Raw genomic sequence first — 23257 nt, forward strand, 5'->3', positions numbered from 1 at the left:
GTGTCGCGTGGGCTCCGTGTCGCGCAGGGCCCGTGTCGTGTGGCCCGTGTCCTGTGGACCTGCGTCGTGTGTGCCCTGCGTCAGGCAGCCCTGCATCGCCCGGCCCTGTACCGCCCGGCTCCGTGTCGTGTGGCCCCATGTCGCGTAGGGCCTGCGCCGCGTAGGACCTGTGGTGTCCCGGGCCGCGATCCGTCGCGGCCCGCGTCACTTCTGCCCGCGCCCGGCCGGCTCAGCGCCCGCGCGAACGCTCGTAGCGCGCCTTGTTCTCGGCATTGGGCGGGTAAAGCCCGGGCAGCACCGCGCCGCCTTCCACCTCCCGCATGATCCAGGCCTCCTGCGCTTCCTGCTCCGCCGCCAGCGCCGCCACGGTGTCGAGCAGGTTCTGCGGGATCAGCACCGCGCCGTCGCCGTCCACCACCACCACGTCGTTGGGAAACACCGCCACGCCGCCGCAGCCCACCGGCTCCTGCCAGTTCACGAAGGTCAGCGCCGCGACCGAGGGCGGGGCCGCCGCACCCTGGCACCACACCGGCAGCCCGGTGGCCGCCACGCCCGCCGCGTCGCGCATCGCCCCGTCGGTCACCAGCGCCGCGACCTCGCGCTTCTGCATCCGCGCGCAGAGGATGTCGCCAAAGATGCCGGCATCGGCGATGCCCATCGCGTCGGCCACCACCACCACGCCGGGCGGCATCGCCTCGATGGCGGAGCGGGTGGAGATCGGGTTGGACCAGGACTCCGGCGTCGCCAGGTCCTCGCGCGCCGGCACGAAGCGCAGCGTGAAGGCCCGCCCCACGATCCGCGGCTGACCGGGCTGCAGCGGCCGCGTGCCGCGCATCCAAACGTTGCGCAGGCCCTTCTTGAGCAGCACCGTGGTCAGCGTGGCGGTGGAGATGCCGCGCAGCACCTCCGCGACCGCTGGGTCGAGCGGCTGGACGTCGATGGCCATGGTTCTGGCTTCCTCCTCGTGTTGCGCGGGTTCCGCGGCGCCGCCGACGATCCCGGACGGACCGCCCCCGGGTACTGCCCACCGGCGGGCCCGGGCGGGTTTCCCCTCGCCCCCGGCTGGGGGTTAGACTTTCCCGACCGGTGCGAGGCCGGCGGCGCCGCGGTGCGACGCCCGAGCATGGCACGGCAGGACCGGCGGCGCCCAGGGGGCCATGCCGGGGGGCCACTCAAGGGGCCGCCCCCCGGAACCGGCCTGACGGCGAGAAGGGAAGGAAACAGACGTGCGGCAACCCACCAACCGCTTCAAGCAGGCGCTGCGAGAGCGTCAGCAGATCGGCCTCTGGTCCACCCTCGGCGGCCCGGTGCTGAGCGAGCTCTTCTCAGGCTGCGGCTTCGACTGGATCCTGCTCGACACCGAGCACTCGCCCAACGAGACCACGGACGTGGTGGCGCAGCTCCAGGCCATCGGCGACCGCACCAGCGTCGTGGTGCGCCCGGCCTGGTCCGACATGGTGCTGGTGAAGCGGCTGATGGACTGCGGCGCGCAATCGCTGTTGCTGCCCGCCATCGACGACGCGACCGCCGCGGCCGCCGCTGTCAGCTACACCCGCTACCCGCCCGAGGGCGTGCGCGGCGTGTCCGGCGCCTCGCGCTCCGGCTTCTACGGCCTCGATACCGGCTACCTCGCCCGCGCCAACAGCGAAACCTGCGTGCTGCTGCAGATCGAGACCGCGGCGGGCCTGCGCAACCTCGACGCCATCGCCACCACCCCCGGCGTGGACGGCGTGTTCATCGGCCCCGCCGACCTCGCCGCCGCGCTGGGCCATCTGGGCAACCAGTCCCACCCCGAGGTCCAGGCGGCGATCGACGGCGCCTTCCGCCGGTTGCGCGAACTCGGCGTGCCGGCCGGCTACCTCACCAACAACGAGGACGAGGCCCGACGCCGCCTGAACGACGGCCTGGCCTTCGTGGCGATCGGCACCGACACGGCCGTGGTCATCAAGGGCGCCCAGGGTCTGCTGAGCCGGGTGACGGGCGCCGGCTGACCGTCGCCGCGGCCGGTTTCCGCGCGGTGGCGCCGTTGGGGAGGTTTCGCGCGTCGTGGTGGGGCGGTGCGCCATCCCGGGGGAGAGAAGGAATTCTCTCCCTCCGGACCCCCACTCATCTTTTTCCGGGGCGCTGCCGCGGGACGGTGGAAGCCCGTCGCGGAACGGTGGCCATCAGCGCTGCCAGAAAACCGTGGCTTCCTGTCAGCCCTGACTGAAGCGTTCCCCGCTCTGGCTCATCGAGCCGGAGCGCACCACCCCGGCCACGCTCCCGCGGCAGCGTCCCGGAAAAAGATGAGGGGAAGGGGTCCGGGGAGGGGAAGAATTCCTTCTCCCCCTCCCCGGGGATTGCCACGGGCCCGCCGACCAAACACGCAGCCCACTTCCCTGCCATTCTCCGGGATCACGGAAGATCAGGCGGCGAAGCGCGGTTTGCCGTGACAACGGGTGGGGGCCGCGCCTCTACTGTGTCGGTACAGGAGGAAACAGAGCTTGTCGGAATCGTCCAACCCTGCGCTGCGCTTCGGCGTGCTCGGCGCCGCCAACATCGCGCGACAGTTCATCGCGGGCGTCGCGCCCTCCGCGCTGGCCGCGATCCATGGTGTGGCCAGCCGCGACGCAACCAAGGGCGAGAGCTTCGCCCGCGAAACCGGCGTCGCGCGACACTACGGCTCCTACGAGGAGATGCTGGCCGACCCGGAGGTCGAGGCGGTCTACAACCCGCTGCCCAACAGCCTGCACGCCCCCTGGTCCATCCGCGCCGCGGAGGCCGGCAAGCACGTGCTGTGCGAGAAGCCCCTGGCGTTGGACGCGCACGAGGCGCACGCCATGTTCGACGCCGCGCGCGCCAACGGCGTCGTGCTGCGCGAGGCCTATCCCTACATGGCGCAGCCGCAGACCGTTGCGATGCGCCGACTGCTGGCGGAAGGCGCGGTGGGCAGGCCGCAATACGTCCAGGCCACGATCGGCTTCAGCCTGGCGGACCCGGCGAACGTACGCTTCGACCCGGCACTGGGCGGCGGCGCGGTGCTGGATGCCGGCAGCTATCCCGTCAGCCTGGTGCGCATCGCGCTGGGCCGGGCGCCCGCGCGGGTGAGCGCGGTGGCGCGCTTCCACGGACCCGGGGTGGACCGCACCCTGCTGGGAACGCTGGACTTCGCCGACGGCACGCTGGCGCAGGTGGCCTGCTCCTTCCGCAGCGGCAATCACCGTCACGCGCTGATCGCGGGCGATGACGGCGTGCTGGAAACCACCTTCATGAACCACCTGCGCGGCGGGCCGCTGCACCTGCAGCTCAAGCGCGGCAAGGCCTCCACCGCGCCGAGCGAAACCATCGACGAGGGCGGCGGCGACGGCTTCCAGCTGGAGGCCGAGAGCTTCGTGCGCCTCGTGCGCGGGGATGCGGCGGCCTGGACCGGTGCCACGGAGGCGGAGTCGGTGGACATCGCGGCCACGATCGACGCCCTGCGCCGCAGCGCCGCCCGCGACGGCGCCTGGACCGAGGTCAGCGGCTGACGGGGCGGGGGCCGCTTTTCCCCTCGTCCGGAGCGTGCGGGAGCACCCGGCCGCCGCAGATCCGCTGCAACCTTCGTGGTGACCTTTGCTGGAACGTTTTCCGGGGCCTTTCCTGCACCCCGCCGCCGTGCGGAAACGGCACGGCGGCGGGGCGGCTCACAGCACCCGCGACAGGAAGTCGCGCGTGCGCTGTTCCCGCGGTGCCGTCAGCACCTCGCGCGGGTGGCCGCGTTCCACCACCACGCCGCCGTCCATGAACACGAGATCATCGCCGACCTCGCGCGCAAAACCCATCTCGTGCGTCACCACCACCATGGTCATGCCCGACCGCGCGAGGTCCTTCATCACCGCCAGGACCTCGCCCACCAGCTCCGGGTCGAGGGCGGAGGTGGGCTCGTCGAACAGCATCAGCTCCGGCTCCATCGCCAGCGCGCGGGCGATGGCGACCCGCTGCTGCTGCCCGCCCGAAAGCTGCGCCGGAAACATCGCGCCCTTGTCGCCGAGGCCCACGCGCTCCAGCAGCGCCTGCGCCTTGGCGCGCGCCTCGGCCGGCTTGACGCCCTTCACCCGCACCGGCGCCTCGGTGATGTTGTTCAGCACGCTCATGTGCGAGAACAGGTTGAAGCTCTGGAACACCATGCCGACGCGCTGGCGCATCCGCGCTACCTGCCGTTCCGGCAGTTCATACAGCTTGCCATTGTGCTCGCGGTAGCCGACCAGCTCGTTGCCCACCCAGAGCCTGCCGCCATCAATGCGCTCCAGATGGTTGATGCAGTTCAGCAGGGTGCTCTTGCCCGAGCCGGAGGGGCCGATGATGCACATCACGCTGCCGGCCCGCACGTCGAGGTCGATGTGGCGCAGGATCTCGCGGTGGCCGTAGCGTTTGCTCAACCCCCGCATCCGCACCATGCTCTCAGCCGGCGCGGCGCCGGGTTGCCCGGTGAAGCCGCCCGTGGCGGCGGGGTTCGGCGCCGTGCTCGTTGCCATGCTCGTCATGCCTCAGCGCTGCCGGTAGCGGTGTTCAAGGAACTGCTGTCCCACCGAGAGCACCGACACGATGATCAGGTACCAGAGCGAGGCCACGATCAGCAGCGGGATGGTCTCGTAGGTGCGCGAATAGATCAGCTGCGCGGTGTACAGCAGCTCCGCCAGCGCGATCACGCTGACCAGCGAGGTGCTCTTGACCATCGAGATCACCTCGTTGCCCACCGGCGGGATGATCACGCGCATGGCCTGCGGCATCACGATGCGGCGGAAGATCAGCCCCGGCGTCATGCCCAGCGCCATCGCCGCGCGCACCTGCCCGCGCGGCACCGAGGCGATGCCGCCGCGGATGACCTCGGCCGTATAGGCGGCCTGCGCCAGGCCCAGCCCCGCCAGCGCCGCGAAGACCGGCGTGATCAGCGCGTTGGTGTCCACGGTATAGAAGCTCGGCCCCCAGGGAATGCCGAGGCTGAGCGTCGAATACAGCGCGCCGAAATTGTACCAGAAGATCAGCTGCACCAGCACCGGCACCGAGCGGAAGAACCAGATGTAGAGCCAGCTCACGGTGCTCAGCAGTGGGTTGCGCGACAGCCGCATCACGGCCAGCAGCGTGCCGAGCACGAGGCCCATGGCCATCGCCACCACCGTCAGCCCCAGCGTGCGCGCGAGGCCCGTCAGGATCTGCCCGTCGAGCATGTAGCTGGCCACCACCGGCCACTGGAAGGCGGGGTTGGTGGCGACGCTGACCGCCACCATCGCCGCGATCGCCACCACCACCACGCTGGCCGCCCAGGTCCAGGGATGGCGCAGCGGCACCACCACCGGATCGGCCGCGGTGCCCTCCTGCGCGGTACCCGGCGCGGCGGTGCCGGCGGCGGTCACGGGCGGGCGCTCCTGCACGGCGCGCCCGGGTTCCAGCATCCGCGTTTCCGCTCCTGCCATGCTCAGCGCGGAGTCCCGGTCGGGTTCAGCGGCGCTTCGCGCACCGCACCCTCGCCCAGGCCCCACTTCTCCACGATCTTGCGGTAGGTGCCGTCGGCCACGAGGTGCTGCACCGCCGCCTGCAGCGGCGCCGAGAAGTCCGATCCCTTGGGCAGCGCGATGCCGATGTAGCTGGTGTCGGTGTAGTGCCCGACCACCTTGGCGCGACCGTGCGACTGCGCGGTGAAGTAGCTCACCGCCGTGGAGCCCAGCCACAGCAGATCGGCGCGCCGGCTCATCAGGCTTTCGGCCGCGCCGTTGCCGTCGTTGAAGGCCAGCATGTTGATGGCGGGCTTGCCGAGTTCCTTGCAGCGCGCCTGGTGTCCTTCCGCGAACTCGATCTCGCGCGATCCGCGCGTGGTGGCGACGGTGCGACCGCACAGGTCGTCAAGGCTGTCGACCTTGATGTCGGAATCCCCCCGCGCCGCGAACAGCTCGTTGCCCAGCAGCGTGCCGATCATGTCCAGCACCTTCAGCCGCACGTCGCTGATGCCCATCTGGCCCGTGGCGGCGTCGAAGCGCTTGGCCTGCAGACCCGGGATCAACGTATCGAAGGTGGTCGGCCGCAGCTCCAGCTTCAGGCCCAGCACCTCGGAGGCCGCGCGCAGGATGTCGATCTCCCAGCCGGCGACCTCGCCCTTCTCGTCGCGGAAGTCATCGGGCGGCGAGCCCAGCGCGATCGCCACGGTCATGGTCTTGTTCTCGGCCAGGCGCGCCGGCAGCTGCCGGATCAGCTCGGGCACCGGTGCGGCGCTGATCGTGGCGGTCGGCGTCTGCGCCGCGGCCGGGCGCGCGCCCAGCGGCAGGGCGGCCACGCCGGCGAGCAGCAGCGTGGCCAGGCCGCGCCGCGCGACGTGCCAGGCGGGGTGCCGCACGGGTTGGCGGGTGCCGTGGCGGGGAAGGGGGCTGAACATCCTGGGGGTCTCCTTGAGGCTCTGAGGGTGCAGTCCGGGACGCTTCCCCGGCAAAAACAGTGTGAGGGCGGCCGCGTCAGGCCCGCCGGCGATGCGTCGCGAAGCCTGGCCGCGGCAGCCCCATGCTGCCGCGCAGGGTGCCGTCGCCACTGTACTCCGTGTGGAACAGCTCGCGCCGCTGCAATTCCGGGACCAACCAGTCGAAGGCTTCCCAGGCCGGGCCCGGCAGGTAGGAGGCCATGATGTTGAAGCCGTCGCAGCCGCGCGCGTTGAACCAGTCCTCCATCAGGTCCGCCACGTCCGCCGCCGTGCCGACCATCAGGTTGTGCCCCGAGGCGCCGGCCACGATCTGGTACAGCTTGCGGATGGTCATGCCTTCCTGCTTGGCCATGCGCGCCAGCTTCTCGTGGCCGCTCTTCACCGCGTTGAAATCCTCCAGCGGGGCGGGAAGCGGCCCGTCGGGCGGCAGCTGGCTCAGGTCGCCGAACGAGCCCGCCAGCATCGGCAGGCCGAGGCACTCGTGGATCAGGTCCTGCAGCTGCGCGAACTTGCCCTCCGCCTCGGCGCGCGTGCGGCCCAGGATCGGCATGATGCCCGGCATCACCAGCATGGACTCCGTGTCGCGCCCCGTCTGGGCCGCGTGCGACTTGACGCTGCTGTAGAAGCTCACCGCATCCTCGCGCGTCTTCTGCGCGGTGTAGATGATGTCGGCGATGCGCGAGCCCAGCGCCTGCCCCGGTCCCGACGATCCGGCCTGCGCGATCACCGGGTAGCCCTGGATCGGCCGCGCGACGTTGAGCGGCCCGGCCACGCGGAAATGCTCGCCCTCGTGGCGCAGGTTGTGCAGCTTCGCAGGGTCGAAATAGCGGCCGCTTTCCTTGTCGCGGATAAAGGCGTCGTCTTCCCAGCTGTCCCACAGCCCGAACACGACGTCGACGAATTCCTCCGCACGGCGGTAACGGTTCTCGTGCGCCAGCAGCCGGTCGCTGCCGAAGTTATGGGCTTCCTGCTCGCTCCAGGAGGTCACGACGTTCCAGCCCACGCGGCCGCCGCTGATATGATCCAGCGACGCGAATTTGCGCGCGACGTGGTACGGCTCGTTGTAGGTGGTCGAGGCGCTGGCCACGAAGCCCAGCCGCTCCGTCACCGCCGCCAGCGCGCCGATGATGGTCAGCGGCTCGAACACGTCGATGCGGGCGAGGTAGCTCAGCTCATCGTCGCTCTTGGCGGAATGGCGCACCGCGATGCCGTCAGCCCAGAACATGAAGTGGAAGCGCGCCTTCTCGGCGGCCTGGGCGATGCGCTTCCACAGCGCGAAGTCGAGCGCCGCGTCCTCCTGCGCGTCGGGCATCCGCCAGCCCGCCGAGTGCGCGCCGTTGGCCACGATGTTCAAGCCGAGCTTCATGTCGCGACGGCGTTCGCTCATGCCGAAAGTCTCCGGGTGTTCTGAACGGAATGCGGCGGCAGCGCGGTGTCGCCGGAGGGAAGGGGAGGGACGGCCGGCCCCGGCAGCCTGCCGGGGACCCGCGTCGGAGCGGAACGCAGCGCGGAGGCGTGGCCCGCCGCGTTACGGAGCACGGCGGCGCTGCGGCCACGAGGGCGGCGGGCATCGCCGCAGCGACGCATCGCGAAGTGCATGATCATCCGGCCGGTTCCCCGAAGCCTGTGGCGGGGCCGCGACGCGCTGGTGCTGTTCCTGTCCCTGGCGGAAACCCTAGGGAGCATCCGAGCTTGCCGTCAAAGCACTAATGCTGCCAGGGTTCATTCCCAAAAGTTATGGATCCGACCCGCATGACGCTGCCCCCGGCATGACCACGCCCCCGCATCGCCTCGCGCCCGGCGTGCCCGCTCGCCTGCCGGCCCCGCCTCGCCGAGGAGACGCCGGCCCGATGCCGCGCCCGCGTATGACCCCGCGTGCGCCATGAACCTCCGCCAGTGCGAGGTCTTCCGCGCGGTGATGGAAACCGGCTCCGTCACGGCCGCCGCGGACCGGCTGGGCGTCACGCAGCCCGCGGTCAGCAAGACGCTGGCGCAGCTGGAGCGCGACCTCGGCTTTCGCGCCTTTCTGCGCGAACGCCGGCGCCTGCTGCCCACGCCCGAGGCGCGTGCCCTGTTTGCCGAGGTGGAGCGCGCCTTCCTGGGCCTCGACCACCTTGCCCGCTTCGCCCGCGACCTGAAGGGCTTGCGCCAGGGACATCTCGTGCTGGGCGCGCCCTATGCCGCGGGCGCCGGCTGGCTGCCTGCCGTGGTGGCGGGCTTCCTGCGCGCGCATCCGGGGCTGACGGTGTCGCTGCGCACCCTGGACTCGATCGGCGTGGCGCATGCCGTGGCCACGGGGCACCTCGATCTCGGCCTCGCGCTGTTCGAGGTCCCGGCCACGGCGCTGCGGCACGAGTGCCTGAGCGCGGTGGAAGCGGTCTGCGTCCTGCCGCCCGGCCACCGCCTCGCCGCCGAGAGCACCGTGACCCCGGAACACCTGCGCGACGAGCCGCTGGTGGCGCTGGCCGCCGCCGATCGTTACCGCCTGCGGCTGGAGGCCGCGCTGGCGGAGCACGGCGTGGCGCCCCAGATCCGCGTGGACGCGCCGCTGGCCACCAGCGCCTGCGCCCTGGTGATGGAAGGCATGGGCATCGCCGTGGTGGACCGCCTCTCAGCCGAGGACAACCGGCACCGTGGCATCGTGCTGCGCCCCTTCGCGCCGCGCATCGCCGAGGACCTGACGCTGCTCACGCCCTCGCGCCGCCCGGCCTCGCTGGCGGCCGAGCACTTCGCCGCCCTGTTGCGCGACCGCTTCCGCGCCGAGGCGGAACCTGCTCCGGCCCCGGCAACGGCCCGTCGCCGCGCCGGGCGCGCGAAGCCCGCCTGACGCCCGCTCTCAGGCGACGGCGGCGCGGATGATGCTGTCGGGCGCGGTGTCGCTGTACGTCGCGTCCTTCTTGTCCAGCGTCTGCTTGGTGCTGAGGAACAGCGTGCCGTCGGCCGGGTTGACCGCGATGCTGTTGGGCAGGTCGCCCATCTCGACCGTGCGTAGCGTGGCGTAGCCGTCGAGCGCGATCACCGAGGCCTTTCCCGCGCCGCGGTTGGTGACGATCAGCCGGTCGCGCGGCGCATCGATCACCACCGCCAGCGGCTCCTTGCCGCAGGGGATGCGGTGCGCCAGCGCCAGTGTGTCGGCGTTAAAGGCGAAAACCTCGCTGCCCTTGGAATTGGCCGCGTAGAAGAGGCGCCGCTTCCGATCCACCGTGATGTTGACGAGGAAGTTCTCGTCCTTGGCGCCCACGAACTGGCGCGACACGATGCGCCCGTCCGCCGAATCAACCACCACCAGCTCGGAATCGTAGTTGCCGACCAGCAGGTGCCTGGTGACGGGATCGTAGGCCAGCCCAGCAGCCCACTTGCCGGTGTCCTTGATCACCGAACGCACGGCGAAGCCCGCCACGTCCACGACCCACACCACGCTCGGATCGCCGATGCCGGTGACGAAGAGGCGGTCGCCCGCCGGGTCGAGGCGGATCTCGCGCGGGTGGTGCTTCTCGGGCGTTTCCAGCCGCAGCGTGCCGCGGATCTCACCCTTGGCGAGGTCCACCGCGCTCATCGCCTGGTCCATCGTGTGGCCGACGTAGAGCACGCCCTTCGCCTCATCCAGGCAGAGCGAGAAGGGCTTGAGCGGCATCTCGATCGCGCCGCGCTGCGAAAGGTCCTTCGGATCGAGCAGCAGGATACGGCCGCCCTTCTTGTCCTCGAAGTCGCCCATCACGGCGGCGTAGAGCGTGTCGCGCGACGGGCTGTAGGCGATCTCGTAGAGGCCGCGGCCGACCGCCTGGCGCAGCACCGCCGCGGCCTCGGCCGCCCGGGCGGCGCCGATCCCCGCCACCGGAAGAAGGGCGGCCGCCAGGGCCGAGTGCTGAAGAAGCAGGCGCCGGCTCAGCCGGGAGTTACGATCCATGGTTCGGTCGATCCGTCGGAACATGTGTGGGTGCCGCCCGCGAGGGTGCCAGCGACGCAGCGAAGATGCAGCTGTTTTGAGAGAATGCGAGTCGTTTGCAAATTAATGTTGGAGTTTGTCCTTGTCGGTGCCGCAATGATGCCGCTGCGCATCATCTCTCAAGCAGTTGAACAAGAAGGATAAAGTTGGGTCTTGCGGCCTTCCTGGCAGATTTTACGGGCGTACAACCGGTGTTTGCGAAAGATTATCAACCGCGATAAGCGGCACGCCGACGGCCCACCACTGGGGCCAGGAGACAGGTATGGAGACCCGCCGCATGACCCGACCAGACGCCCCACGGGCCAGGCTGCACGGGACTCTGCAAGGCCTGCTCCTCACCGGCATGGTCGCCTGCGGCTCCGCCGCTGCCCAGACACCCGACGGGGCCGAGCCGACCGGCGCGGCCGCGGCGCCGGTCCTGCTGCCCCAGGTCAACGTCACCGGACAGGCCGAAACCGCGCAGACCCCCGTCGAGGGCTACGTCGCCCGCCGCGACGCCACCGCCACCAAGACCGACACGCCGCTGATCGAGGCGCCGCAGTCCATCTCGGTGGTCCCGCGAGACCAGCTCGACCAGCAGGACGCGCAGACGCTGAACGCCGCACTGCGCTACACCCCGGGCGTCGCCACCGAAACGCGCGGCGGCGTCGGCACGCGCTACGACCTGTTCAACATCCGTGGCTTCGACGCCGACACCTACTGGAACGGCCTCAAGCTGATCTCGAACGGCTACTACGGCACGCCGCAGATCGACCCCTACCTGCTGGAGCGCGTGGACGTGCTGCGCGGCCCCGTCTCGGTGCTCTACGGCAACGCGCGGGCGGGCGGCCTGGTCAACCAGGTCAGCCGGATGCCGAGCTCGGAAGCGATGCACGAGGTCGGCGTGGAGTTCGGCAACTTCCGCCACAAGCAGCTGAGTTTCGACACCACCGGCCCGCTCGATAACGACGGCAAGTTCCTGTACCGCATCACCGGCATCGGCCGTGCCGAGGACGCGCAGGTGGCGCAGACGCGCAACGACCGCATCGCCATCGCGCCCTCCTTCACCTGGCGCCCGGACGCGATGACCTCGCTGACGATCCTGGGCTTCTACCAGTACGACCCGAAGAGCGCCGCCTACGGCTCGGTGCCGCCGTCGGGCTCGGCGCTTTCCAACCCGCTGGGCCGCATCTCGAGCCGCTTCTACGACGGGGACCCGAACTTCGAGAAGTTCAACCGTACCCAGGGCTCGCTCGGCTACCAGTTCGAGCGCCGCCTCGACGATGCCTGGACGGTGCGCTCCAACGGCCGCTGGTTCACGCTCGACCAGACCTACCAGAGCGTCTACGGCAGCGGTCTCGAGGCCGATAACCGCACGCTGGACCGCTACACCGCCTACTCGGACGACACGCTCGACACGGTCACGGTCGACAACCAGCTGCAGGGCAAGTTCTCCACCGGGCCCGTGGACCACACGGTGCTGTTCGGCTTCGACTACCAGCACCTGAACGGCAGCTACAACGTCGGCTTCGGCTCCGCGCCCTCGATCGACGTCTTCGCGCCGACCTACAACCAGCCGATCGACACGCCGAGCCGCGCGCTGACGACGCTGCACACCAACCAGTACGGTATCTACGCGCAGGACCAGGCCAAGCTGGGTAACTTCGTGCTGACGCTGGGCGGCCGGCAGGACTGGGTGGACCAGTTCACCCGCGGCGTCACCACCAACACCCTGTCCGACACCAGCGACCACGCCTTCACCGGCCGCGCGGGCCTGACCTACGTCTTCGATAACGGCATCGCGCCCTATCTCAGCTACGCGGAATCCTTCACGCCGCAGAACGGCACCGACATCAACGGCCGGGCCTTCGACCCGGAAAAGGGCCACCAGTACGAGGCCGGCATCAAGTACCAGCCCACCGGCCTCAACGCCCTGTTCACCGCGGCCGTGTTCAGCCTGAAGCGCGAGAACGTGCTGACCACGGACGCCACCAACCCGCTCTTCCAGGTGGCCGCCGGCGCCGCGCGCTCACAGGGCGTGGAGCTCGAGGCGAAGTTCAACATCACGGACCGTCTGAACATCATCGCCAGCTACACCTGGCTCGACACGGTCTATACCCGCAAGAACGACGCGAGCGTCGGCAAGCACCTGCCGGCGATTCCGGAGAACCAGGCCTCCGGCTGGGCCACCTACACCTTCGACAGCGGCCCGCTGAACGGCCTGACCCTGGGCGGCGGCGTCCGCTACACGGGCCAGACCTACAGCCAGGACAACTCGTTCAAGGTGAAGAGCTTCGTGCTCGCCGACGCCACGATCCGCTACGACGTCGGCGCCGCCATCCCGCAGATGAAGGGCGTGGAAGCCTACGTGAACGCGCAGAACCTGTTCGACAAGGACTACGTGGCCTCCTGCTACTACGGGCCCTGGTGCGCCTACGGCTTCAGCCGCCAGGTCTTCGCCGGCCTGAAGTACCGCTGGTGACCGGGTGGCCCTGAGGCGGACTCCCCCCGCCAGGGTCTCAACTCCTTCGGCCGCGCGTCCTCCAGCGTGATCGTTCTTCTCGGGCCGCGCCTCAATCCCCCTTGGCGTGGTCCGGTCCCATCGCCCGACCATCCCCTATGTTTTGCTTCAGCGGAGCCTCTGCACCGGGGAGGCAGGAGAAGGAATTCTCCCGCCTCCCCGGACCCCTCCACCCTCATCTTTTTCTGAAACGCTGCCGCGGGAATGCGGCTGTCGTCGTGCGCTCCGGCTCACGGAGCCGGAGCGAGGGACAGTTCAGCCAGAGCTGACAGGGAGCTTGGTTTTTCTGAGCAGCGCCAAAGGCTACCGTACCGCGACCGGCTTCATCATTCCTGCGGCAGCGTCACGGAAAAAGATGAGTGGGGGTCCGGGGGAGAGAATTCCTTCTCTCCCCCGGGACAGCGCCCACCGCACGGTGCAGATCGAAGCCTCAGCGCAGAAGCGCCCGCCGCACCGCGTCCTGCCAGCCGGTCACCATGCGCGCCCGCTCCGCCCCATCCATCCGCGGCTCGAAGCGCCGGCCGCGCTGCCACACCTGTTCCAGCGCGTGGAGGTCGGGCCAGACGCCGACGGCCAACCCGGCCAGCGTCGCGGCGCCGAGGGCCGTGGTTTCCAGCACTGCCGGCCGTTCCACCGGCACGCGCAGCATGTCCGACAGGAACTGGCAGAACCAGTCATTGGCCGACATGCCGCCATCGACCCGCAGGGCCTCGGGCGCCGTGGCGCCGTCGGCCTGCATGGCGTCGAGCAGGTCGAGCGTCTGGTAGGCCACCGATTCCAACGCCGCGCGTGCGAGGTGGGCTGCGGTGGAGTCCAGCGTCAGCCCGCAGATCAGCCCGCGCGCCAGCGGGTCCCAGTGCGGCGCGCCCAGGCCCACGAAGCCCGGCACCATGTAGACGCCGTGGTTGTTGTCCACCCGCGTCGCCATGTCGTCGGTCTGCGAGGCATGGGTGATCAGCCCGATGCCGTCGCGCAGCCACTTCACCGCCGCACCCGCCACGAAGATCGCGCCCTCGCTGGCATAGGTGGTCACGCCGTTCAGCCGGTAGCCCACGGTGGTGAGCAGCCGGTGCTCGGAGCGCACTGCCGTTGCGCCCGTATTGGTGAGCGCGAAGCAGCCGGTGCCGTAGGTGCTCTTGACCATGCCGGGGCGGAAGCAGGCCTGGCCGAACAGCGCCGCCTGCTGGTCGCCCGCCATGCCAGCGATCGGGATCGGAGCGCCGAACAGTTCCGGCGCCGTTTCGCCGAAGTGGTGGCTGTTGTCGCACACGGTGGGCAGCATGGCTTCGGGGATGCGGAACAGCCGCAGCAGCTCGGCATCCCAGCACTGGCGATGGATGTCGAAGATCAGCGTGCGCGACGCGTTGGCCGCGTCCGTCGCATGCACCCGCCCGACGGTGAGACGCCACAGGAGGAAGCTGTCCACCGTGCCGAAGCACAGCTCGCCCCGTTCCGCCCGCGCCCGCGCGCCGGCCACGTTGTCCAGGATCCAGGCGAGCTTGGTGGCCGAGAAATACGGGTCGAGCAGCAGCCCCGTGCGTTCCTGCACCAGGGCCTCAGCCCCATCCTCGCGCAGCCTGGCGCAGAGCGGCGCGGTGCGACGGTCCTGCCACACGATGGCGCGGTGGATGGGCTCGCCCGTGGCGCGGTCCCAGACCACCACGGTTTCGCGCTGGTTGGTGATGCCGATCGCCGCCACCGGCACCCCGGCCCGCGCGATCGCCTCGCGCGCCGTGGCCAGGGCGTCGCGCCAGATATCCTCCGGGTCGTGCTCCACCCAGCCCTTGTCCGGGTAGTGCTGCGCGAATTCCCGCCGCGCCGTCGCGACCTCGTGCCCCGCGGCGTCGAACACGATGGAGCGGGTGGAGGTCGTGCCCTGGTCGATCGCCAGGACGTGCCGTGCTTCGGTCATGGCGCTCAGCCCCGCGCCGCCAGGATGGCGGGCGTCGCGGCGGCACCGGGCGCGCCGGTTCCCGCCGCTTCCTCACGGCCCGTGCGCCCCGGCTCACCCGCTTGCGCGGCCAGGTAGGCCGCCAGCCGTGCTTCCGTGCCCTCCGGAACGTGGAGGCCCAGCTTGGAGCGGCGCCACAGGATGTCCTGCGCCGACACCGCCCATTCCTCGCGGCGGAGGTAGTCCACTTCGGCACGCGTGAGGCCGCCGCCGAAATCCTCGCCGAGATCCGCCATCGTGGTGGCACCCTCCAGCAGCCGCTCCGCTCGCGTGCCGTAGGCTCGCGCCAGCCGGCGCGACAGCGCCTCGCCCAGGAAGGGGAAGCGCGCCCGCAGGCCCGTCAGGTAGCGGTCGAAATCGGCCCCCGGCATGTCGCCGCCCGGCAGCACGCCGGTGCCCGTCCAGGCCGGGCCGACCTCGCGCCCCACCCGCCGCAGGTGGGGGGCAAGCTTCTCGAGTGCGTGCTCGGCCAGACGGCGGAAGGTGGTGATCTTGCCACCGAAGATCGACAGCAACGCCGGCCCGAAGCCGTCTCCTTCTGGCGGCGCCTCGACGTCCAGCACGTAGTCGCGCGTCACGGCCGAGGCGTTTGCGGCCGCGTCGTCATACAACGGTCGGACGCCGGAATAGCTCCACACCACGTCGGCGGCGGTGATCTGCCGCGCGAAGTAGCGGTTCACCGAGCGGCACAGGTACTCGGTTTCCTCCGGCGAGATCACCACCGGCCCCGGCGCGCCTTCGAGCGGCACGTCGGTGGTGCCGATCAGCGTGAAGTCTCGCTCGTAGGGGATGGCGAAGATGATCCGCCGGTCGTCGTTCTGCAGGATATAGGCCTGCGCGCCCTCGTACAGGCGCGGCACCACGATGTGGCTGCCCTTGACCAGCCGCACCGACTTCGCCGTGGCGCTGCCCACGCCCTCCTTCAGCACGCGCTCTACCCAGGGGCCGGCGGCGTTCACCAGCGCCCGGGCGCGGATCACCTCCCGCGCGCCGCTGCGGCGGTCCTCCACCGTGGCGTGCCACAGCCCGCCCTCGCGCCGGGCGTCGAGGAAGCGCGTGCGCGTGCGGATCGTGGCCCCGCGCTCGCGCGCGTCCATGGCGTTGAGCACCACGAGGCGGCTGTCCTCCACCCAGCAGTCGGAATAAGCGAAGCCGCGCCGGATCCCGGGCTTCAGCGCCGAACCGAGCGGCGAGTCCGGCGTCCCGTCGGAGTTTCGGAAACGCACATTCTCGGAACCCGGCAGCATCTCCCGCTTGCCCAGGTGGTCGTACAGGAACAGCCCGAGGCGGACCATCCAGCGCGGCCGCACCGCGTTCTCGTGCGGCAAAACGAAGCGCAGCGGCCAGATGATGTGCGGCGCCACGCGCAGGAGGCGCTCGCGCTCCTGCAGGGCTTCGCGCACCAGCCGGAACTCGTAGTATTCGAGGTAGCGCAAGCCGCCGTGGATCAGCTTGGACGACGACGACGAGGTGAACTGCGCCAGGTCCTCCGCTTCCACCACGGTCACGCTCAGGCCGCGGCCGCTGGCGTCGCGCGCGATGCCCACGCCGTTGACGCCGCCGCCCACCACCAGCAGGTCGAGAACACCGTCGCCCCCTGGCGAAACAGGACTCGTTGTTCCGGCTGCCACCGCCACGCGCCACGTCCTCCGCTTGATCCGTCCGGCAGGGTAGGAAGGCGCAAGATCACTCGCAAGCGAAAATTCCGTGTTCGCTTTCGTGGGATGTCGCCTATCGGTCCGTCCCTCCATGGCCCTGGCTTGCCGCCCCGCGCATGGCCAGGCCGCGACCGCAGCAACCCCCAACGGGCGCGGGTGGGTCGCATCTCCGGCCGATGCTGCTACTCTCCCCGGGTACAGTTCTCGCGAGGGGTGCGACATGGGTGGCTTGATCATCAAGGGCGGTCGGGTGGTGGACCCGGCGAGCGGGATGGACAGCATCGCCGATGTCGCGATCGAGAATGGCCGCATCGCCGCGGTCGGGCCTGACCTGGGCGAGGGCGAGCGCGTGATCGACGCCGCGGGCCTCGTGGTGGCGCCGGGCTTCATCGACCTCCACGCCCACGGCCAGTCGATCCCGGCCGACCGGATGCAGGCCTTCGACGGCGTGACCACCACGCTCGACCTCGAGGCCGGGGTGATGCCGGTCGCCTCCTGGTACCGCCGCCAGGCGGAGCAGGGGCGGGTGCTCAACTACGGCGCCTCCACCAACTGGGCCTTCGCGCGCATCGCCTCCATGGTCGGCACCAACGAGGAATCCTCGCTCGAGGCCTTCGGCCGCGCCATGCGCGACCGCCGCTGGATCGAGAACGTTGCCACCGAGGGCGAGGTCCAGGGCATCCTCGACCGCATCGACGAGGGCCTGCGCGAGGGCGGCATCGGCATCGGCATCCTCAACGCCTACGCGCCCGGCGCCGGCGTGCAGGAACTGACCTCCGTCTGCCAACTCGCCAAGCGGCACGAGGTCCCCACCTTCACCCACGTCGCCTACATGTCGCGCATCGACCCGGAAAGCGCGGCCGAGGCCTATATCCGCCTGATCGGCTATGCCGGCGCGACCGGCGCGCACATGCACATCTGCCACTTCAACAGCTCGTCCAAGACCGACATCGCCCGCTGCTACGAGATCGTCCGCAAGGCGCAGCAGCAGGGGCTGCCGATCACCGTCGAGGCCTATCCCTACGGCACCGGCTCCACCGTGCTGGCGGCCGCCTTCTTCAGCGACCCGCTCTTCGAGGCGCGCAACGGCACGAATTACGACAGCGTGCAGCGTGTGACCGACGGCCACCGCTTCCGCGACCGGACGGAGCTGCTGGCCGCCCAGGCCGAGGACCCCTCGACCATGGTGCTCTGGCACGTGCTCGACACCGAGAACAACAGCCACCACCGCGACCTGCTGGACATGGCGGTGCTCTTTCCCGAGGGCGCCATCGCTTCCGACGCCATGCCCTGGAGCATGCCCGACGGCAGCACCTATACTGGCGAGAGCTGGCCCCTGCCGGCGGAGGCGACCTCGCACCCCCGCTCGGCCGGCTGCTTCACCCGCTTCCTCCGCCACTGGGTGCGCGAGCGCGAGGCCATCCCGCTGATCGAGGGCATCCGCAAGTGCGCGCTGATCCCGGCGCAGATCCTGGAGGCCAGCACCCCCGCCATGGCCGGCAAGGGCCGCCTGACGCCCGGCGCGGATGCCGACGTGGTGGTGTTCGACTACGCCACGCTGACCGACCGCGCCGAGTTCACCGCCATGAACCGCCCGGCCGAGGGCGTGCGCCACCTCCTGGTCAGCGGGGAGCCGGTGATCGCCGACGGCGTGCTGGACACCGCCGCCCGCCCCGGCCGCCCGGTGCGCCGGCCCGCCGGCGGCCGGTGATCAGGAGCGGCACGGGGCCGGGCCTGGCAGCTCCGGTGGCACCGGGCATGACGACGTCGGGCGCGGCGGCGCGGCGGAACGCGGCCGCGCCCGACGTGGCGATGCCAGGCGTTTCGGCATTGGGCACGATGGCATCGGGCCTGCCGCTGCCGGGCGTGCTGGCACCGGGCCCGGCTGGCGCGGCGGTGGGCGGCGCGGCGCTCGCGCGCCCCGTGGAGCCCTCGGCCACGGCACCCTCCCGATGACGGCCGCCCCCGTGCCGGTGCTGCTGGTCACCGGCTTCCTCGGTGCCGGCAAGACCACCGTGGTGAACCAGCTGCTGCAGCACGCGGGCGGGCGGCGGATCGCGGCGGTGGTGAACGACTTCGGCAGCATCAACATCGATGCGGAGCTGATCGCCGGCGCCAGCGACGGCGTGGTCAGCCTGAGCAACGGCTGCATCTGCTGCTCGCTGGAAGGCGACCTCCTGCGGACCCTGGCCACGATCCTGCGCCGCGACCCGCGGCCGGAGCACATCGTGATCGAGACCAGCGGCGTGGCCGACCCGGCCGAGGTGGTGCGCAACCTCCTCGACCCGGTGGTGTTCCGCGAGGCTCCGCTGGAAACCGTGCTCTGCGTGGTGGATGCGGCGGCACCCCCGGCCTCGCTGGACGACCCGCTGCTGCGCGCGCAGCTGCGCAGCGCCGACCTGGTGGCGCTGAGCAAGACCGACCTCGCCGAGCCCGCGGCGGCCGCGCGCATCCGTGAGGCCGTGCGGGCCCTCCGCCCGGCCGCGGTGGTGATGGAGGCGCCGGAGGGCCGGCTTCCCCCGGCGCTGCTGTTTCCGCCCGACCCGGACGCGCCTCACCCCGATGGACCCCTGGCAGACGGCCCCGCGTCGCAGGCGCCCGGCGGAGCGCCGCTGGATGGCAGCGCCCCGGAGAGCTTCTCCCGGAACCGCTCGCGCCGGGAGCGCCTCCGGGGAGACGACGTGGGCCCGGACGGCGCTGCCGCGCCGCGCCGGCCCCGCCGGCACCCGGCAGCGGATCGCTTCGAAACACTGAGCTGGACCTCCCCGGCGCCGCTCTCGCTGCCCCTGCTCCAAGCCGCCATCGGCCGGCTGGCGCCCAGGCTCGCCCGCGCCAAGGGGTTGTTCGAGGCGGTGGAGCAGCCCGGCAGGCAGTTCCTGTTTCAGCTCGCCGGCGGCCGCGCTACGCTGGTGCCCGCCGGAACGCCTGCCGCCGGCAGGCCCCGGGCGCGGATCGTGTTTATCGCGGAACTCGGCGTCATCCCGCCCGAGGAGCTCCGCCGCACCATGGAGGCGTGCACGGTTCCTGTCCTGGGGGAATGAGGCCGGGTCAGGCGCCGGGGAGCCAGTTGCGGGGGAACGGCCCCGGGCCAAGAACTGGGGCGGAGGCGCGGGGATTGCCGGCAAAAAGCGTCTGCCGGTGCCACCGGCGTCACCAGGGTTAAACCCCGAGGCGGATCATGGCGCCGGGCGTGCCCGGCCCACAGGTGGGGCTGGCCTGGGGAACCCCCGCCGTCCCGCGCACCCGTCAGGGCGGCGGCCCGTCCGGCGCGCTCTCCTCCGCCTCGCCGTCGGCCTCCGCGCGGCCCATCTCCGCGATGCGCAGCCGCACCCCATGCTCGCGCAGCATCGCCGTGATCCCGGGCGGCGGGGCGCGGTCGGTGAACAGCGCCGTCAGCTCGCGCACATGACCCAGCCGCACCAGCGGGCGGCGACCGAACTTGGCGTGGGTGGTCACCAGGAAGACCTCGCGCGCCGAGCGCATGATGGCGCGCGCCGCCCGCACCTCATCCTCGTCGAAGTCCAGCAGCGTGCCGTCCTCGTCGATGCCGCTGATGCCGATGATGCCGTAATCGGCCCGGAAGCCCTCGATCATCTCGCTCACCCAGGGGCCGGTGATGCCGCCGTCGTGGTGCCGCACCGAGCCGCCCGCCACGATCACCGGGAAGCGCGTTTCCCGCGCCAGCAGCGAGGCGACGTTGAGATTGTTGGTGATCACCCGCAGGTCCTCGTGCCGCAGCAGCGCGTGCGCCACGGCCTCGGTGGTGGTGCCGATGTTGAGGAAGACCGAGGAGCGGTTGGGGATCTCGGCCGCGGCCAGCCGGGCGATGGCGCGCTTCTCGGGCAGGTTCAGCACCTGCCGCTCGGCATAGGCGATGTTTTCCACGCTCGACACCAGGCCCGCGCCGCCGTGGTGGCGCGTCACCAGCCCTTCCTCGGCCAGGAGGTTCACGTCACGCCGGATGGTCTGCACCGTGACCTGGAGTTGCCGCGCCAGCTCGTCGTTCGAGGCGTAGCCGCGCTGGCGGATCAGCCCGAGGATGTGGCCGTGCCGTGCCTCGACCTTGCCCGACATGCGCGCCTCCCGCCGTTTCCGCAGCTTCCCGGTTGCCTTAGCAGCTTCGGCGCCGGTGGGGCAGGCGGCCCGGCGGCCCTGGGTGCCGGGCGGAGCACGCCGGCGCCTGGATCAGTGCGGGCTGAGCCTGGCCACGGTGCAAGAACCATGTGAATGCTGCTGAAACGGTTCAGCCATGGCAGGTGGTTTTCTGGCTGGCTCGCTGCTTGCCTGGATCAGGGGATTGAGATGAAGGGAATTGCCTTCGCTGTGGCATTGCTTGCATGCCAGCCGATTTCTGCGTGGGGAAGCGACGCGAAGGATGTGAGTGGGAACAGCAACCATCCAACATTCTCGCTCGAGCAAGAGATAGAGAGCATGAAGATCGAGCAAACGGTGTTGGACGAAATCCGTTTCGTGATCAGGCCACTCGCTCAAGAGGTATACATCGGGACCTTGGCCGCAGTTTGCGGATTTCGCGATGCTGACTGGCGTGAGCGCCTGGTCGGAAACGTGTTGTCACGCGTTTCAAGAATCGCCGAAGGCCAAGGCCGACAACAGGCTGGAGGAGCCACAGCCATCGCGCTGGCTTTCGGGCATGGAGCAATAGAGAGTGCCCAATGGGATGCTGTATCCGCCTTTTCGGGCAATCGTGAAACAGCCTGTTCCGGTCTCAACAAGAATAAACTGGCGGAACTCGACACCGCGGCGAGCTCGCCGCAATAGGCTTTCGAATGGGCCAAGCGGCATCATTTCGCCCGATGCTCCTGTTATGGGTGTTCCCGTGACGTGCTTTTTTGCCCCGGAATTTACGGCCGCAACAGGATATCGGCGGAAGGCGTGGGTGGCCCGTGATTACCCCGCCTCCGGGATCCGCACCCGCTTCCTCCGCCGTGCCCGCAGGTGCCGCTCCGCCATCTGCATCAGCGGGGTCGAGGTCGCCCCGTGCAGCACCACCGACACCAGCACGGTGAAGCCCGCCACCGCCCAGACCGTGTCGCGCACCTCGAACTCCGCCCGCGCGAAGGCGTATTGCAGGTAGAACAGCGTGCCGATGCCGCGGATGCCGAAGAAGGCCAGCAGCGCCTTGGCCCGCCACGGCACCCGGTTGCCGAGGAAGCCGACCCAGGCCGCCACCGGCCGCAGCACGAAGATCAGCGCGAGGCCCAGCGCCGCGCCGCCCCATGTCAGCGGCGCCAGCAGCCCGGCGCCGATTGCCCAGCCGAACAGCACCAGCACCGCCATCACCATCACGCGCTCGACCTGCTCGGCGAAGCCCGACATGGCGTGGTGGAACTGGGCGTCGGGCTCGGTCCGGCGGATCGCCAGCGCCGCCACGAACACCGCCACGAAGCCGTTGGCCCCGATCGCCAGCGCTACGGCATAGGTGATCAGCGTTGCCGCCACCGCCACCAGCCCGTCGCCGGTGTCCGACAGCTTGAGCGCCGGCAGGCGGAACATGATCCAGCCCAGGACGCGCCCGACCACGGCGCCGATGGCGGCGCCCAACACCAGCTCGCCCAGGAACTCCACGGCGAGCCAGTGGCCCCAGTCCACCTCCTCCGGCCGTACCATGGCGACCGCCAGCACCACGAACGGGAAGGCCAGCCCGTCGTTCAGCCCCGCTTCCGAAGTCAGGGCGAAGCGCACCTCGCCTTCCTCGCCCTGGCCCGGCGGCCCGGTCTGCACGTCCGAGGCCAGCACCGGGTCGGTGGGCGACAGTGCGGCCCCCAGCAGCAGGCACGCCGCCCAGGGCAGTTCCAGCCCGAGCCGCGCCAGCACAGCCACACCCGCGATGGTCAGTGGCATCGCCACGATCAGCAGCCGCCAGGTGGACTCCCACCGCCGCCAGCCGAAAGGCCGGTCGAGCTTCAGCCCCGCCCCCATCAGCGCGATCAGCACCACCGCCTCGTTCAGGTGCTCGCTGATCCCGTCATGGTCGAGGCGGTGAAGGTCGAGCGGCAGCAGTCCGCTCCGGAACAGCGCGAAGCCGATCGCGACGCAGACGATCGGCAGCGACAGCGGCAGCCGGTTCACCATCAGCGGCAGCCAGGCCACCAGGAGGATCAGCAGCCCCAGCCCCAACAGGAGAAGCGTGTAGCCTTCGATATGCATCCCCTTGCCTAGCACGCGCCCGCAGCGGGACCGTGCGGGTCAGCCGCTGCGGCAGGTCACAAAGCCGCCTCCGCCGGACACGGCTGCGCGAGGACGGGGCGGGCAGAATGCCCCAGCAGGGGAGTGTAAGAGAGCAAGATCGTAAAACAGTAGGGTGGAGGGCGCGCTGCTCCTCCCCCTGGCAGGCTACCGGCTATCTCAGGGGGCGCCATCCTGCGTCACTCGCCTCGGAAGTTTACTGCCACGATGCCGCCGACACCGGGCGGGCAACATTAACCCGTGGAGATCACCGGGATGGCGCGCCAGGTTGGGCGCACGTCGGCATGGTGAGGTTCGTCTGCGAGCGATCAGCCATCAGTGTCTCAACATCTAGGGGGCTGCCGCGCGAGGTTTGTTGCCGGAGTGGTAGCTTTCTTCCCGGAGGACGTGCCTGCGGAAGGGCAAACGGCGAGGTCGGGAAGAAAATTCCGAAACTCGTCATCTTGGGTGTTTACAGGTGGGGCTATGGGGCCTATATCGCCGCTCACACCGGGACGGAGCGCTGGTGAGGGTTTCTGGCCTGACTTGCTGAGGCGGGTTGGGCTGAGGAGCTGGAGGCGCTGGTTTGGGT

18 protein-coding genes are annotated in these 23257 nt (G+C 70.5%); 8 read left to right on the plus strand and 10 right to left on the minus strand.

What is annotated here, in order from left to right:
- Window positions 1–229: 229 nt before the first annotated feature.
- Window positions 230–946 (minus strand): ribonuclease activity regulator RraA, encoded by a 717-nt coding sequence (locus tag ACFFGY_RS21560; RefSeq protein ID WP_377046602.1) that lies wholly within the window; start codon window positions 944–946, stop codon window positions 230–232.
- 280 nt (window positions 947–1226) lie between these two features.
- Between ACFFGY_RS21560 and ACFFGY_RS21565 the strand changes: the two genes are divergently transcribed.
- Window positions 1227–1991 carry an HpcH/HpaI aldolase family protein gene (locus ACFFGY_RS21565; RefSeq protein ID WP_377046603.1) on the plus strand — a complete coding sequence of 255 codons (765 nt, stop codon included), beginning with the start codon at window positions 1227–1229 and terminating at the stop codon, window positions 1989–1991.
- Between the two features lie 492 nt (window positions 1992–2483).
- Entirely contained in the window at window positions 2484–3506 is a 1023-nt protein-coding gene (locus tag ACFFGY_RS21570; protein ID WP_377046604.1) for a Gfo/Idh/MocA family protein, read from the plus strand.
- Window positions 3507–3662: 156 nt separating this feature from the next.
- Here ACFFGY_RS21570 and ACFFGY_RS21575 read toward each other — a convergent pair whose 3' ends face one another.
- The 4 genes from ACFFGY_RS21575 to ACFFGY_RS21590 all read right to left on the minus strand — a co-directional run bounded on the left by ACFFGY_RS21575 (window position 3663) and on the right by ACFFGY_RS21590 (window position 7811).
- Window positions 3663–4415: an amino acid ABC transporter ATP-binding protein gene (locus ACFFGY_RS21575; protein WP_377046624.1), complete on the minus strand. Its 753-nt coding sequence runs from the start codon at window positions 4413–4415 to the stop codon at window positions 3663–3665.
- A gap of 90 nt (window positions 4416–4505) precedes the next feature.
- Window positions 4506–5411 (minus strand): amino acid ABC transporter permease, encoded by a 906-nt coding sequence (locus ACFFGY_RS21580; protein ID WP_377046605.1) that lies wholly within the window; start codon window positions 5409–5411, stop codon window positions 4506–4508.
- 23 nt (window positions 5412–5434) lie between these two features.
- Entirely contained in the window at window positions 5435–6385 is a 951-nt protein-coding gene (locus ACFFGY_RS21585) for an ABC transporter substrate-binding protein (protein WP_377046606.1), read from the minus strand.
- A 76-nt stretch (window positions 6386–6461) separates the two neighbouring features.
- Complete coding sequence (locus tag ACFFGY_RS21590; RefSeq protein WP_377046607.1) at window positions 6462–7811, minus strand: LLM class flavin-dependent oxidoreductase; 1350 nt, start codon at window positions 7809–7811, stop codon at window positions 6462–6464.
- Window positions 7812–8306: 495 nt separating this feature from the next.
- Between ACFFGY_RS21590 and ACFFGY_RS21595 the strand changes: the two genes are divergently transcribed.
- Complete coding sequence (locus ACFFGY_RS21595; RefSeq protein ID WP_377046608.1) at window positions 8307–9251, plus strand: LysR substrate-binding domain-containing protein; 945 nt, start codon at window positions 8307–8309, stop codon at window positions 9249–9251.
- 9 nt (window positions 9252–9260) lie between these two features.
- Here the strand turns inward: ACFFGY_RS21595 and ACFFGY_RS21600 are convergent, their stop codons facing one another.
- A complete protein-coding gene (locus tag ACFFGY_RS21600) occupies window positions 9261–10331 on the minus strand; it encodes a YncE family protein (RefSeq protein WP_377046609.1) in 1071 nt (356 codons plus the stop codon).
- A gap of 316 nt (window positions 10332–10647) precedes the next feature.
- Between ACFFGY_RS21600 and ACFFGY_RS21605 the strand changes: the two genes are divergently transcribed.
- Window positions 10648–12831 (plus strand): TonB-dependent siderophore receptor, encoded by a 2184-nt coding sequence (locus ACFFGY_RS21605; protein ID WP_377046610.1) that lies wholly within the window; start codon window positions 10648–10650, stop codon window positions 12829–12831.
- 469 nt (window positions 12832–13300) lie between these two features.
- On the opposite strand, the gene glpK is transcribed toward ACFFGY_RS21605, so the two are convergent.
- Both glpK and glpD read right to left on the minus strand, forming a co-directional pair.
- Entirely contained in the window at window positions 13301–14782 is a 1482-nt protein-coding gene (gene glpK, locus ACFFGY_RS21610) for a glycerol kinase GlpK (protein ID WP_377046611.1), read from the minus strand.
- Window positions 14783–14787: 5 nt separating this feature from the next.
- Window positions 14788–16452 (minus strand): glycerol-3-phosphate dehydrogenase, encoded by a 1665-nt coding sequence (gene glpD, locus ACFFGY_RS21615; RefSeq protein ID WP_456316180.1) that lies wholly within the window; start codon window positions 16450–16452, stop codon window positions 14788–14790.
- A gap of 247 nt (window positions 16453–16699) precedes the next feature.
- Here glpD and ACFFGY_RS21620 point away from each other — a divergent pair, with 247 nt between their 5' ends.
- The 3 genes from ACFFGY_RS21620 to ACFFGY_RS21630 are packed head-to-tail and all read left to right on the plus strand — an operon-like array spanning window position 16700 to window position 19520.
- The gene (locus ACFFGY_RS21620) at window positions 16700–18190 is read left to right on the plus strand and encodes an amidohydrolase family protein (RefSeq protein ID WP_377046613.1); all 1491 of its coding nucleotides are present in this window, start codon (window positions 16700–16702) and stop codon (window positions 18188–18190) included.
- 47 nt (window positions 18191–18237) lie between these two features.
- Window positions 18238–18435 (plus strand): hypothetical protein, encoded by a 198-nt coding sequence (locus ACFFGY_RS21625; protein WP_377046614.1) that lies wholly within the window; start codon window positions 18238–18240, stop codon window positions 18433–18435.
- Complete coding sequence (locus tag ACFFGY_RS21630) at window positions 18432–19520, plus strand: CobW family GTP-binding protein (protein ID WP_377046615.1); 1089 nt, start codon at window positions 18432–18434, stop codon at window positions 19518–19520. Before ACFFGY_RS21625 ends, ACFFGY_RS21630 begins: the two co-directional genes overlap by 4 nt.
- 205 nt (window positions 19521–19725) lie before the next feature.
- Here the strand turns inward: ACFFGY_RS21630 and ACFFGY_RS21635 are convergent, their stop codons facing one another.
- On the minus strand, window positions 19726–20553 hold the full coding sequence (locus ACFFGY_RS21635) for a DeoR/GlpR family DNA-binding transcription regulator (protein ID WP_377046616.1): 828 nt from the start codon (window positions 20551–20553) through the stop codon (window positions 19726–19728).
- Between the two features lie 153 nt (window positions 20554–20706).
- On the opposite strand from ACFFGY_RS21635, the gene ACFFGY_RS21640 reads away from it, so the two are divergent.
- Entirely contained in the window at window positions 20707–21258 is a 552-nt protein-coding gene (locus tag ACFFGY_RS21640) for a hypothetical protein (RefSeq protein WP_377046617.1), read from the plus strand.
- Window positions 21259–21387: 129 nt separating this feature from the next.
- Here ACFFGY_RS21640 and ACFFGY_RS21645 read toward each other — a convergent pair whose 3' ends face one another.
- On the minus strand, window positions 21388–22647 hold the full coding sequence (locus ACFFGY_RS21645) for a cation:proton antiporter (RefSeq protein WP_377046618.1): 1260 nt from the start codon (window positions 22645–22647) through the stop codon (window positions 21388–21390).
- Window positions 22648–23257 lie beyond the last annotated feature (610 nt).

This window comes from Roseomonas elaeocarpi, from assembly GCF_042433915.1.
Lineage (GTDB): Bacteria > Pseudomonadota > Alphaproteobacteria > Acetobacterales > Acetobacteraceae > Roseomonas > Roseomonas elaeocarpi.